Origin of the sequence: Candidatus Pseudothioglobus singularis PS1 (assembly GCF_001281385.1) — a bacterium.
In the GTDB taxonomy this organism is placed as follows: domain Bacteria; phylum Pseudomonadota; class Gammaproteobacteria; order PS1; family Pseudothioglobaceae; genus Pseudothioglobus; species Pseudothioglobus singularis.
In genome coordinates this window covers 843,765-856,979 of sequence record NZ_CP006911.1, presented here as the reverse complement: position 1 = coordinate 856,979, position 13,215 = coordinate 843,765, and the positions used below count along the sequence as shown (strand labels likewise).

Below are 13,215 nucleotides of genomic sequence, written 5' to 3'. Positions count from 1 at the left end.
AATTTAACTGTCCTTAAAAATATAATGATCTGTTGGACCGATTCATTAGAAATAGCAATCTCTCTGGCGGATAACTTTCCTGAAATTGACCCAAAAACAATTAACTTTGTCGATCTTCGTGCACTTGTATTAAATCTTGAGGATTTTGAAGAAGCTGATAGTAAATGTGGTGAAAGGGTTTTAGAGGCAATACAAATGAACTGGATTGAGGAAATCGAGTGAAAATTATCAAGTTTATAATCACTCTGAGTGTTTTTATTTCTTTATCGGCAAATGCACTTCTAGAAGTCAACATTATCAAATCAAGAGAAGCCGCTTTTCCAATAGTTATAGCCCCATTTGAGATTGTTGGAAATTCTAACAATGTTGATATTTCAAAAATTATTAGAGACAATCTAAATCGATCCGGACAATTTAACGCCTTAAGTACAGAAGCCCTGATAACTAATCAAATCGACTTTAGTTTTTGGCAAGAACATAAAAAAGATGCAGTGGTATTTGGAAAGATTGAACAAGTAAGCAATAAAGTTTATAACGTTTATATTTATATTTATGATGTATTTTCAGAGAAAAGTCTCTATCAAAAGAAAATAAGAGTCCACAATAGCGGTTTTAGAAGAATTGCGCATTTTTTAAGTGACAAAATTTATTATGTATTATTGGGGCAAAAAGGCTCTTTCGACACCAGGCTTTCTTATGTAACAGTAACTGAAAATAGCAATGGCGGTCGAACATATAAGCTACAAATTTCAGACTCTGACGGATTCAATCCTCAAACAGTAGTTAGATCCTCAAATCCTATTCTCTCGCCTGCATGGTCAAAAGACCAAAAGAAACTTGCATACGTCTCTTTCAAAAATAATAGATCAGAAGTTTTTGTAATGACTCCATTTTTAAAAACAATTCCAATTAAATTACCAAAATTTGATGGAATAGCATCATCACCAACCTGGCATCCTGATGGTGAGAGTATTGCACTAACTCTATCTAAAAATGGTAATAAGGATATATATTTGTATGATTTTAAGTCTAAACCAATTCCATTGACTACAAATATTGCTATTGATACTGAAGCTAGCTTTTCTCCTGATGGAACCAAAATTGCATTTACCTCCAATCGAACTGGGCAGGTGCAGATCTATATTAAAGATCTTAAATCAGGAAAAATTTCTAGGGCAACTTTTGAGGGCCGCTACAACGCAAAACCAGTTTTCTCTCCTGATGGTAAAGATTTAGCTCTTATTCATAGAGTTGGAAAAGACTATAGATTGGCTCTTCTTGACATAGCATCAAGAGACTTGACAGTTATGACGCAAAATAAATCAGATGAGTCACCCTATTTTTCTCCAAATGGTGGTATGATTATTTACTCAACTAATAGGGATAACAAAGGAATATTGTCTATAATTTCACTACATAATAATCAAGTTGTTGAGTTAATGCAAAAAGAAGGTGAAGTAAGAGAGCCTAGCTGGTCAAACTATTCAAATTAAGGAACCTAAAATGTCAAAAAAAATTCTATTATTATCAAGTGTAATTTTTCTAAGTTCATGTGCTGCAACCAATATATCTGAACTGGGAGATAAATTTCTTGATCTAATCAACCCATCAGACGATGCAACTGAAGTTGCTATGCTAAGTGGCGAGGAAAATCTTATTGCAATGGATGAAGCTGGAGGATTCACAATAGATGAACTTGAAGAATTATCCAATGATGAATTAATTGCGATTGCAAAAGAAAAAGGCCTAGAAGACCTAATACTTCTTGATGAAGATGGAAACCTTCTAAATAGAGACCAAATTATTAATGCAATTGTTGAAAGTGCTGCATTACTTGAAAGTAAATCTGAAGAATTAGAGTCAATGTCAGATGATGAACTTATTGAGGTGGCTGTTTCTAAGGGTTTAACTGAACTGATTGTATTAGATGCTGATGGCAACCTTGCAAATCGAGATGAGCTGGTTGAAGCATTATTAGAAAGCGCTGCTGCAACAGAGGCTGCAATTAGTGAGTTTGGCAATAATGCAGATTCATTTACGCTATATTTTGCCTATGATGATACTGAAATTGATGAAGTAGCGACAAGAACAATCATTCAACATGCAAACTTTATGCAAGAAAATCCATCTGTTAACCTTCGCTTAGAAGGGCATGCAGATGAGAGAGGAACTCGTGAATATAATCTTGCTCTAGGTGAGAATCGTGCACTAAGTGTAAAAGAAGTTCTTGGCCTGTATAACCTAGACGATAGAATCATCGTTGTAAGTTATGGAGAGGAATCGCCGATCCTAACTGGCAGCAATGAGGAGGCCTGGGAGAAAAACCGAAGAGTAGAATTCTCTTACTACTAAAAGCAATTTGTTTAAAAGCTACCTTAAATAGTTGTTTTATCGTCTGATGAAAAACTTTTCCTATAGTTCTGTACTTTGTGTTTCATTATTATCGATGTCGTTTGGAGCTTTCTCTGCTGAAGGCTTAAATGTAGATCTTGCAATACTTAAAATCAATAAAGAGGCAAAGTCCCTAAACAAAGAAATTCTTACTTTAAAGGATGAGATTGAAATCTTACGAGAAAATCAAAGACTTAATTCTGAAAAAATTGACGAACTTCTTCAGATGATTGAATTAAGCCAGACAACCAACAAGCAATTAGAAAAATCAGTTGAAATTAATCCGCAGCCCTCTAAGCTTTTTAGAGATGGAAAGAGTAGTTTTGTTCTTGGGAATTATGATAAAGCTATTGAGCTCTTTTTAAGTCATCTAAATTACTCTCCAAACGATAAAAGTTTGATAGACACACAACTATGGCTAGGGCGCTCTTACTTTTACAGCGAGTCTTATCTAGAGTCCAAAAATTCATATTTAGATTTTCAAGCTCTAGGGACTGAACATCCAAAGTATGCTGACTCCTTATATGAATTGTCTAGAGTTTATATAGAGCTCAATGAAGCCAGTGAAGCCAAGATGCTTTTAACCCAAATGCTTGAAGATTATCCAAATCACATTCTTTTCAATAAAGCTTCTGCACTCATTCAAAGCCTTTAAATAAGTGGCAACTATAGAAATTCAAAAAGTTGACTTGGCATCTTTTTGTTATCTAAACAAAGAAAGATATCCGTTTTTACTCGAAAGTGTAAATCATAATGAAAATAATAGGTATTCAATATTATTTGCTTTTCCAGAAGAAAATATTGTACTGAGAAATTTTGCAGATTTTGATTTTTTGAGTGAACTAGAAAATCAGTGTAAACAAATAAGTGATAATTTAAACCTCCCTTTTAACGGTGGGTGGTTTGTTTACTTATCATATGAGCTAATAGGGCAAATTGAACCTACTTTAGCATCCAAACTTCACAAATCTAGAATTCCAATTGCTTATGCAGTAAAAATACCATGTGCAGTCATAACTGACCACAAGCTCAAAAAAACATATGTCGTTGATGAGGATAATGATCGCACTCGCATTAATCAAATATTATCAGATATTAAAGCTATTGAAAACATCCCAGATGCGCCTCTAGATGGAGAAATTTCAGAGGAAAATAATGAAAAGTTTACTGATGGCGTCAAGAGAAGTCTGGATTATATTGTTGCGGGTGATGTCTTTCAGGTTAACTTATCGAGAAAATGGTCATACGCTCTAAGCTCAAAAGAAGATTCAGCAATAATATACAAACAACTTAAAAAGGCTAATCCAGCTCCTTTTTCAGCACTTGTTCAATATGAAAATTTTAGTATTATCTCATCCTCACCTGAGAGATTATTTAGTGTGAATGATGGTGTATTAGAGACAAGGCCAATTGCTGGAACACACCCAAGAGGAGAAGGGCGCTCAGATGACGCTCAAAAAGAGAACCTGATTAGCCATCCTAAAGAAATAGCTGAGCACGTTATGCTTTTAGATCTCGAAAGAAATGATATGGGAAGGGTGTGTGAATATGGAAGCGTTTATGTTAATGAGATAATGACTTTAGAGACCTACCCTTATGTTCATCATATCGTCTCAAACATAAAAGGTAATCTTCGAAAGCATGTAGGAGTTAAGCAAATTGTCAAAGCATTATTTCCAGGTGGAACAATAACAGGATGTCCTAAAGTTCGATGTATGGAAATTATTAATGAACTTGAGCAAATGCCTAGGGAGGCTTATACTGGTTCAGTCGGGTATGTGAGTCAAAATGGTAAAATGGACTTCAATATTCTTATTAGAAGCTTTATCCATCAGGGCGACAATCTAACTTTTAGAGCTGGTGCGGGAATTGTATTCGACTCTGATCCTTTGAGAGAGCTTGCTGAGACTCGTCATAAAGCCCAAGGATTGATTAAGGTTTTTGAGAAATAATATTCTAAGGTTTAAACTTTGACGTCATAGGGTAACGCCTTTCTTTTCCAAAGGCATTGCTACTTATTTTGGGCCCAGGGGCAGACTGTCTTCTTTTATATTCATTTCTTAAGATTAAAGAAGTAATCTTATTGACATCTTCTGAGTTATGGCCATTTTCTATAATTTCATTAACAGACTGTTTTTGTTCTACAAATCTCATCAAAATATCATCCAAGATATCATAAGACGGAAGTGAATCTTGATCAACCTGGTCGGGCGCAAGCTCTGCAGAAGGGGGCCTAGTTATTACCCTTTCAGGAATGACATCAGATAGGGTATTTCGATATTTTGCTAGTTGATAAACCATAGTTTTTGATATATCTTTGAGAGGTGCAAATCCGCCACACATGTCACCATACAATGTAGCATAACCAACAGCCATTTCAGACTTATTACCTGTTGCAAGAACAAGCTTATGAGATTTGTTAGATAAAGCCATTAAAAGGGTTCCACGGACACGTGACTGAATATTTTCTTCAGTAGTATCTCTAGAAGTATTTCTAAATTGATCACTCAGTGATAAGTTGAATGAGTCAACCATTGAATGGATATCGATACTAGAAAACTCAACACCCTGAGTTTCAGCTTGAAGCTCAGAGTCAGTTAAACTCATATCAGAGGTAAATTGATATGGCATCATAACTGCATGGACATTTTCTGCACCAATTGCATCAACAGCAATAGCTAAAGTTAAAGCAGAATCAATGCCTCCAGATAAACCGATTAAAGCACCGCCAAAAGTATTTTTTTGAATATAGTCCTTTGTTGCTAAAACAATGGCAGAATAGATTAAAGATACATTGCTAACCAAAGAAGGGGTAAATGTTGTGTCAATATGAGAAACGCTCAGCTCTTTAAAGGCTGGGAGTTGAAGGGACACATCTCCCTGATTATTAACTATGAAGGAGTTACCGTCAAATACAACCTCATCCTGGCCACCCACCATATTCACATAAATAAAAGTAATATCAAACTTTAAAGCATAATTTTTACAGATATTTATGCGCTCACTTTGCTTATTAAGTTGAAATGGTGAGGCATTAAGCGAAACCACAATATCAATATTCGACTGGCATAAACTTGAAATGGGACCTTCGACCCATTGATCTTCGCAAATTAACACACCTATTTTGGTATTTTGACATTCAAATACAAAAGAATCGACACCAGATGAAAAATAACGTTTTTCATCAAAAACACCATAATTTGGTAATTCCTGCTTGTTGTAAATATTAAAGATTCGATTATTTTGAATAAGATAGGCGCTATTAAAAAGAAAGTCATCAGTTTTGTTCGGTGCACCAAATAAAATTGAAATGTCTGAAGGCACCAAATTACAGAAATTTGTTATTTCCTCTTTGACCTGATTAGTAAATCCATCTCGAAACAATAAATCTTCAGGAGGATAGCCAGTCAAGGCCAACTCTGGAAATATAATTAAATGAGCTCCAGCATTATTAGCCTCAATAGACAAATCAAGCATTTTTTGTGCATTCAACTTAATATCCCCAACAATAGGGTTAAATTGTGCGATTTGTATTCTGATTGGTGAGGTTTCAGAAAATATTTTATTTAACTGTTCTTGCCAAAATTTGGCCTTCGAGTTATTACCTGTATTTATTGCGTGTTCAAATTTAGTATTTGCAACAACCTCAGCAGGGTCTATATCAAGGATATTAGCGATCAACCAAGCGTGTGTTTCGCTTAAAGCAGCCTTTCCAGAGCTATATTTACTAAGATTTGACTGATTAATGTCATATTCTTTAGCTATTTTATAATCAGAATAACCTGTTTTATCACGCACCATTGCTAGGTATTCGGTAGTTTTGATGATCATTGTGTTTCATTAATTAAACTATATATTAGTTATTTTATACCACTATAGGTAAAAAATAACTAAAATTACTTATAATAACAAAAATAATACATGTAAGATTTAACTAATTTATATATAACTCATTGAATTAAAACAATTTAATTTATAATGAATACATTAAGATTGTTAGCATTATCTAATCAAATTCTTTATAAAAACAATTTGTCAGCTAAATAAAAAGAATCTAATTACTTGAATTTAATTCAACTTTTCTAGATCTGAATTAGAGGATATTATCGCTTTAATAGCAAAAATCAAGCCATACTAGTTGAATTGATTTAAATTTTTTTTTAATAATTAATTTGTATTACTTGTTTAACTAGTGTTAAAATTTTCTGTGAACCTCATTCAATTGTGAAGGTTTTTTATACTTTGAAACTCATTAAGGAGATATATATGAAACAATTATTAAAATTGTCTGCTGCTTCATTGTTAGTTGTTGGTGCACTTAGTGTACAGGCTTCTACTTTGAGCGACGTTCAGGCTAAAGGACACGTATCTTGTGGTGTCTCTAAAGGTCTTGCTGGTTTTTCTTCAGCTGACTCGTCTGGTACATGGACTGGTATTGACGTTGATGTTTGTCGTGCTGTTGCTGCTGCAACGCTTGGTGATGCAACTAAAGTTAAATTTGTACCATTAACTGCTAAGGAAAGATTCACTGCGCTACAATCTGGTGAGATCGATATGTTGTCTAGAAATACGACTTGGACAATTACTCGTGACGCTTCATTAGGATTGAACTTTGCTGGTGTTAACTACTATGACGGACAAGGCTTTATGGTTAAGTCTTCTCTAGGTGTTTCTAGTGCTATGGAATTAAGTGGTGCTGCAATTTGTATTCAAGCAGGTACTACTACTGAATTGAACTTAGCTGACTGGGGTAAAGCAAATGGAATCGAGTACAACTCAGTTGTATCAGATACTAATGCTCAAACTCTAACTAACTATGACGCTGGACGTTGTGATGTATTAACAACTGATGCTTCTGGTCTTTACTCAATGCGTGCAGGTGCAAATGATCCTTCAGAGCATGTAGTACTTCCAGAAATCATTTCTAAAGAGCCTCTAGGTCCTGTTGTTCGTCAAGGTGACGATCAATGGTTCAACATTGTAAGATGGTCTTTAAACGCTATGATTACTGCAGAAGAAATTGGTGTTAACAGTGGTAACGTTGATGATGTTTCTAACAACCCAGAGCGTGAGCGCTTAATGGGTCGTTCAGGAAGCACTCATGAGTATGTTGGTCTGACTCCAGACTGGACTTACCAAATCGTTAAGCAAGTAGGTAACTATGCTGAAAGCTTCGAGCGTAACATTGGACTTTCTACTCCAATTGGTATTGCTCGTGGTGTTAACGCACTATGGTCGCAAGGTGGTATTCTTTACTCACCTCCATTTAGATAAGTAATTATCTAGTTAGAACCTAAACCAGACTGCTATACTTTAGCAGTCTGGTTTTTTTTTGATTTTTTCTAACTTAGAAACACTATATTTAGTAAAATATTCATATTCAAATTTTTAGCAATTTATGAAAAAACTTATCCTCGAATCCTTAGGAAAATCTCAACACAGAGGATCAAACTTTCGAGATCTACTTTATAACAACGAAGTCAGGTCTTTTTTATTCCAAGTCATTACCTTTGTTCTGGTAATAGGGCTTTTTTATACAGCAATAGGAAACCTCTTTCAAAATATTGAAGATAGAGGCATCCAAACTGGATTTACATTCCTAAAAAATAGAGCAGGCTTTGACATACTCCCTTTTTTAGGCAATATTGCGGTTGACTACACCCCTGAATCTTCAAACTTAACTGTTTTTTATGTGGGATTAATTAACACACTTGTTGTCGCCTTTATTGGAATCATTTTATCGACGCTAATAGGACTTCTTATTGGTATCGCAAGACTTTCAAATAATTATCTTGTTGCTAAGCTAGCAGGGAGCTACATAGAGCTCTTTAGAAACATTCCTATACTTCTTCAAATTTTATTTTGGTATAACTTATTTATTAATGTTTTTCCGCACCCAAAGCAAAGTCTATCATTTTTTGATCTTGCATTTCTAAATCAACGAGGTTTGTATCTGCCCAAACCAATCCCTGAAGAGGGTTTCTTATACGTAGTATTTGCATTCATCATTGGAATCATTGCAGCTTATTTTATTAAGAAATCCTATAAGAAGAAGCATGAACTAACTGGTATTCACACCAGTACATGGCCATATTCAATTGGTTTAATTCTTGGTCTGCCAATTCTTGTTTATCTGGTATTTGGATCTCCACTGGCATTTGACTTTGCCGTTCTAGGTAAATTTAACTTAAAGGGTGGAATGGCAGTTGTACCAGAGTTTTTAGCATTAACGTTTGCTCTTAGTGTTTATACTGCAACCTATATTGCTGAGGCCATTCGATCAGGTATTGAGGCAGTTGACAAGGGACAAAAAGAGGCTGCAGCTGCGATTGGCTTGACACCCGTTCAATCACTTAAACTTATTATTTTGCCACAAGCCCTTAGGGTTGCAATACCGCCAACAATTAACCAGTATTTGAATCTTACAAAAAACTCTTCTTTAGCTACCGTAATTGGCTATCCAGAGTTAATGAGTACTTTTGGAGGAACTGTTTTAAATCAAGTTGGCCAGGCAGTAGAAATTCTAGCCATGGCGATGCTTGTTTATCTAGTCATTTCACTATTTATCTCTTTATTGCTGAACTATGTCAATAAAAAGATGGAAATTCAGGGAAGATAATTATGCCAGTATTTGACCAACAAGCTACTAGAAAGCCGCCAATATCACAAATTGGTGCACTTGTATGGCTTAGAACCAATCTCTTCTCTTCATGGGTAAATTCAGCCCTTACCCTTGCATCGCTATATTTGCTTTACATTATGATTCCTCCATTGCTTGACTGGATGTTCTTTAATGCAAGCTTTAGTTTTGGAACTGTAAACCTTTTTGGCTTTGAAATAAAGTTTAGTGAGGAAATGGCAACTAATCAAAACTGTGGCAGAGTTGGGGCTTGTTGGCCCTATATTTATGAAAAGCTTTACATGTATACCTATGGATTCTATCCTCGAACAGAGACCTGGAGGCCTAATACAGTATTTGCACTAACTGGCCTGCTATTTGTCATAGTCCCGCTAGTAAAAAACTATAAGTACAAAAATAGAGTCACTTTATCATTAATCATCTTTTACCCATTGGTTTCCTATGTTTTAATTGCTGGTGGGTTTGGAATATTAATGCCTGTTTCAACTGATCAATGGGGTGGCTTATTGCTGACATTAATTATTGCATCAGTAGGGATTATCGTTTCTTTTCCAATAGGAGTACTTCTAGCCCTAGGAAGACAATCAGATTTAAAGGTAATCAAGCTATTCTCTACTTTGTTTATTGAGTTTATTAGAGCTGTGCCATTAATCACTATTTTGTTTATGGCCTCTTTTGTTCTCCCACTATTTTTAGAATCAGGAAATTATTTTGATAAGCTCTTAAGAGCGCTTATCGGTATTGCTCTTTTTCAAGCTGCATATTTTGCTGAAGTAGTAAGGGGAGGGCTCCAGGCTATCCCAAGAGGTCAATATGAGGCAGCTGATGCAATAGGCTTGAGTTATTTCCAAAAAAACGCACTAATTATTCTTCCACAAGCATTAAAAATATCAATACCAAATATTGTTGGCTCATCAATTTCTTTATTTAAAGATACAACGCTTGTTCTGATTATTGGACTATTCGATATGCTTGCTATGGTCAATCTAACTAGTAATGACCCATATTGGCTTGCCAGAGAAACAGAAGGCTTTGTATTCGTTACTATTGTTATGTGGGCTATACTATATACAATGTCCCGCTACTCAAAAAAATTAGAAATACGATTCAATACTGAAAATAAAAACTAAAGGTTATAAGAAAATGAGCAACGATAAAAATAAAACCAATATCATAGAAATATCTGACTTAAATAAGTGGTATGGAGACTTTCATGCCCTCAAGAACATCAATCTAGAGATAAAGGAAGGTGAAATAATTGTTGTCTGTGGACCCTCAGGAAGTGGTAAATCAACTCTGATAAGGTGCGTTAACTTCTTAGAAAAATTCCAAGAGGGCTCTATAGTGGTATCTGGTACAGAGTTGACCGATGATGCACAAAAAATTAGACAAATTAGAAGTGAAGTGTCTATGGTATTCCAGCACTTTAACCTTTTTCCTCATTTAACCATTGTTGATAATCTTACTTTAGCACCAATCTGGGTTCATAACGAAACAAAGCAAGAGGCTAGAGAAAAAGCCTTAAAGCTTCTAGATAGAGTAGGCATCAAAGACCAAGCAGAAAAATACCCAAATCAGCTGAGCGGTGGACAACAGCAAAGGGTAGCAATAGCGAGATCCCTATGTACCAACCCAAAAATTATGTTATTTGATGAGCCTACCTCTGCTTTAGACCCTGAAATGATATCTGAGGTATTAGATGTTATGGTAGAGCTTGCTAAAGAAGGAATAACAATGATTTGTGTTACCCATGAAATGGGCTTTGCAAGAAAGGTGGCAAACAGAATTATATTTATGGACGATGGTCAAATTGTAGAAGAAAATGATCCTGAAAAATTCTTTAATAACGCTGAATCTGACAGGCTACAACTATTTTTAGACCAAATATTAACGCACTAGTTTTAATTAAACCAGCTCTAGAATCAATTAGAGTAAGTCAAGCTGTAATATTTGCATCATTCCTGATCCTATCAGGCTCTGCTGACGCTGAGTCAAATATAGCTCTCAAAATAGAAAATAATCCAACTGAGCTCAAATTCCAGGATGGCAGTAAATATAGCGGCAATACTACTAAATGCACTATTAAATCGATAATTAAGAACTGTATGCAGGGAAAAGGGATATACACAACATCAAGTGGATATCGATATACAGGATCATTTATAAATAACAAGCCAGAGGGCTACGGTGAATTAATATCGCCGACTGGGCAAGTATATAAGGGGGAATTTAAGTCAGGTAGTCTGGAGGGAGAGGGGGAGATGCTATATCCAGATGGGAGACGCTATATAGGCTCATTTAAGGAAAACAATAGAGAAGGGCAAGGCACAATGAACTATCCTGCTGGAGAGCAATTTGGAGAAGGAAGTCAATACAATGGATTTTGGAAACTGAATAAAAGAAATGGTAGAGGAAAAATCATCTATTTTGATGATGGCAGGATATTAAAAGGGGAATTCAAAGAAAATATACTCGTTAAAAGGTATTAAAAAGAAGTGAATCAGTTATATAATTTAATTATTAAATAAAAACAATATCAAATGTTTAAGTTTTTAAAGAAGGAAGAGTCTAAAGAAGCCCCAGAAGTCACACAATCCGAAGACTGGACCAAGGATATAAAGCGCAGTAAAAAGATTGGCCAAGAAGTTGAGCAATTAACATTTATGTATGACTCTGAAAGTCATATTGATACTAAAGGGACTAAGCAGGGACTAAGTAGGGACCATCTAATAATTTTAAAAAAATGTAAGAATGAAAGTACTGCTTTAGAATTAATGAAGATTCTCAAAAGAACCAATAAGTCTAAGTTTAAAACTGCGATAATAAATCCACTTATCGATCATAAATTCTTAGAGTTAACTATTCCTGAAAGTCCTAAAAGTCCAAGTCAAAAATATAGGACAACTGGTAAGTTTGTTAAGAGAAGAGTCAAAGAGTAAGTAAAAAGAGCTCTAGTATTGTAGAAAAAGGGTTTTTTTATATCAGAACACCCTTTCACTCTAAATATTCGATTCAAGCTACTTTTATAATTTTAATGATAACTTTCCTGTGTTAGTTAATGAAGTGCTCTATATTTGTAAATTTGGGACTTATTATGTAACTCATTGTTTTTTAAGGATATTCTATTAAATTCCATGTTTTTTTTACGTATTATGTTCGTATAATTTATATTATGTTAAATAATACTTATTTTTTTCAACTTCAACATACTTAAACCCTATATTAAGAAATATGGATAATATATTTCTTAGTCCCACCCTACTAGTTCTTATATTGTCTTTTTTTTAACTTGGTCCCAATGTTTCTAATATGTCTATAAATAAAAGAAGTTATCAGCTTTTAGGCTTGCTTGTTATTGTGTGGGGATCCTCCTTTCTTCTTATTGATCGTGCGCTTTTATTTTTCACACCAGAGCAAGTTGTTGGTTACAGACTCGTCATTGGTGCTATTACTATGTTCGCTATTGCGCTTTATTATGGAAAATCTTTTCCAAGAACGATAACACCCTGGCTGCACTTTATTGTCTATGCAGTGATTGGAAACATTTTGCCATATCTGCTTATCGCAACTGGTCAATTAACTATTACATCTGGTATGGCTGGCTTACTTATGGCTTTTATGCCTCTAGTTACACTTGTCTTGGCTCACATTTTTCTTCCCAACGACAAACTCACTAGATTTAAAATTTTGGGCTTTATCATTGGTATTTCTGGAGTCCTTTTTATACTTGGACCTTCTATTAATAATGGCAACAATACTCTTTTTGGAGTTTTATTAGTTCTTGGTGCTGCTTGTGCTTATGCTATAAACACTATTATCGCCTCTCGACTTCCTTCTTATGACCCCTTAGTGTCAAGTGCTAGCGTTCTATTAGTTGCGAGCTTGCTTTCTTTCTTTATTTGGCCCAACATCTTCTTCATTAATTTTTCTAATATCCCATTTATTAGTGGTGTGAGTATTATACTATTAGGTGCCCTACCAACTGGGATTGCTGCTTTTCTTTACTTTATCATTATTAATACTGCTGGCGCTACATTTCTATCTAATATTAATTATTTAATACCCGTAGTTGCTTTTTTTCTTGGGGCTTTATTGCTTGGTGAAGACATTCTTTGGCAAAATATTTTGGCACTTCTCCTTATTATTTCTGGTATTTTCATTTCAAGAAAAAATACTTAGTTCTA

At 34.8% G+C, this 13,215-nt stretch carries 13 protein-coding genes; 12 read left to right on the top strand and 1 reads right to left on the bottom strand.

What is annotated here, in order from left to right; genetic code table 11:
• Window positions 1–24 precede the first annotated feature (24 nt).
• From iscX to W908_RS04335, 5 genes are read left to right on the top strand one after another with little or no spacing between them, the layout of a single operon-like run.
• Complete coding sequence (gene iscX / locus W908_RS04355) at window positions 25–222, top strand: Fe-S cluster assembly protein IscX (RefSeq protein ID WP_020024338.1); 198 nt, start codon at window positions 25–27, stop codon at window positions 220–222.
• Window positions 219–1,493, top strand: coding sequence for a Tol-Pal system beta propeller repeat protein TolB (gene tolB, locus W908_RS04350; protein ID WP_053820079.1), 1,275 nt, complete (start codon window positions 219–221; stop codon window positions 1,491–1,493). The genes iscX and tolB overlap by 4 nt, the downstream gene beginning before the upstream one ends.
• Window positions 1,494–1,503: 10 nt before the next feature.
• Window positions 1,504–2,352, top strand: a complete 849-nt coding sequence (locus W908_RS04345) for an OmpA family protein (protein WP_053820078.1) — start codon at window positions 1,504–1,506, stop codon at window positions 2,350–2,352.
• 46 nt (window positions 2,353–2,398) lie between these two features.
• On the top strand, window positions 2,399–3,046 hold the full coding sequence (locus W908_RS04340; protein WP_236849171.1) for a tetratricopeptide repeat protein: 648 nt from the start codon (window positions 2,399–2,401) through the stop codon (window positions 3,044–3,046).
• A gap of 4 nt (window positions 3,047–3,050) precedes the next feature.
• Window positions 3,051–4,343 carry an aminodeoxychorismate synthase component I gene (locus W908_RS04335; protein ID WP_053820077.1) on the top strand — a complete coding sequence of 431 codons (1,293 nt, stop codon included), beginning with the start codon at window positions 3,051–3,053 and terminating at the stop codon, window positions 4,341–4,343.
• A 4-nt stretch (window positions 4,344–4,347) separates the two neighbouring features.
• Here the strand turns inward: W908_RS04335 and W908_RS04330 are convergent, their stop codons facing one another.
• Window positions 4,348–6,222 (bottom strand): NAD+ synthase, encoded by a 1,875-nt coding sequence (locus W908_RS04330; RefSeq protein ID WP_053820076.1) that lies wholly within the window; start codon window positions 6,220–6,222, stop codon window positions 4,348–4,350.
• A 435-nt stretch (window positions 6,223–6,657) separates the two neighbouring features.
• Between W908_RS04330 and W908_RS04325 the strand changes: the two genes are divergently transcribed.
• From W908_RS04325 to W908_RS04295, 7 genes are all read left to right on the top strand, one after another.
• Window positions 6,658–7,665 carry an amino acid ABC transporter substrate-binding protein gene (locus W908_RS04325; RefSeq protein ID WP_020024344.1) on the top strand — a complete coding sequence of 336 codons (1,008 nt, stop codon included), beginning with the start codon at window positions 6,658–6,660 and terminating at the stop codon, window positions 7,663–7,665.
• Between the two features lie 124 nt (window positions 7,666–7,789).
• Entirely contained in the window at window positions 7,790–9,010 is a 1,221-nt protein-coding gene (locus W908_RS04320) for an amino acid ABC transporter permease (RefSeq protein ID WP_053820075.1), read from the top strand.
• 2 nt (window positions 9,011–9,012) lie between these two features.
• Complete coding sequence (locus W908_RS04315) at window positions 9,013–10,161, top strand: amino acid ABC transporter permease (protein WP_053820074.1); 1,149 nt, start codon at window positions 9,013–9,015, stop codon at window positions 10,159–10,161.
• 13 nt (window positions 10,162–10,174) lie between these two features.
• A complete protein-coding gene (locus W908_RS04310) occupies window positions 10,175–10,930 on the top strand; it encodes an amino acid ABC transporter ATP-binding protein (RefSeq protein ID WP_020024347.1) in 756 nt (251 codons plus the stop codon).
• Window positions 10,931–11,136: 206 nt separating this feature from the next.
• Window positions 11,137–11,520 (top strand): MORN repeat-containing protein, encoded by a 384-nt coding sequence (locus tag W908_RS04305; protein WP_053820073.1) that lies wholly within the window; start codon window positions 11,137–11,139, stop codon window positions 11,518–11,520.
• A 51-nt stretch (window positions 11,521–11,571) separates the two neighbouring features.
• Window positions 11,572–11,970, top strand: a complete 399-nt coding sequence (locus W908_RS04300) for a Fic family protein (protein WP_053820072.1) — start codon at window positions 11,572–11,574, stop codon at window positions 11,968–11,970.
• A 370-nt stretch (window positions 11,971–12,340) separates the two neighbouring features.
• Window positions 12,341–13,210: a DMT family transporter gene (locus W908_RS04295; RefSeq protein WP_053820071.1), complete on the top strand. Its 870-nt coding sequence runs from the start codon at window positions 12,341–12,343 to the stop codon at window positions 13,208–13,210.
• Window positions 13,211–13,215: the final 5 nt, after the last annotated feature.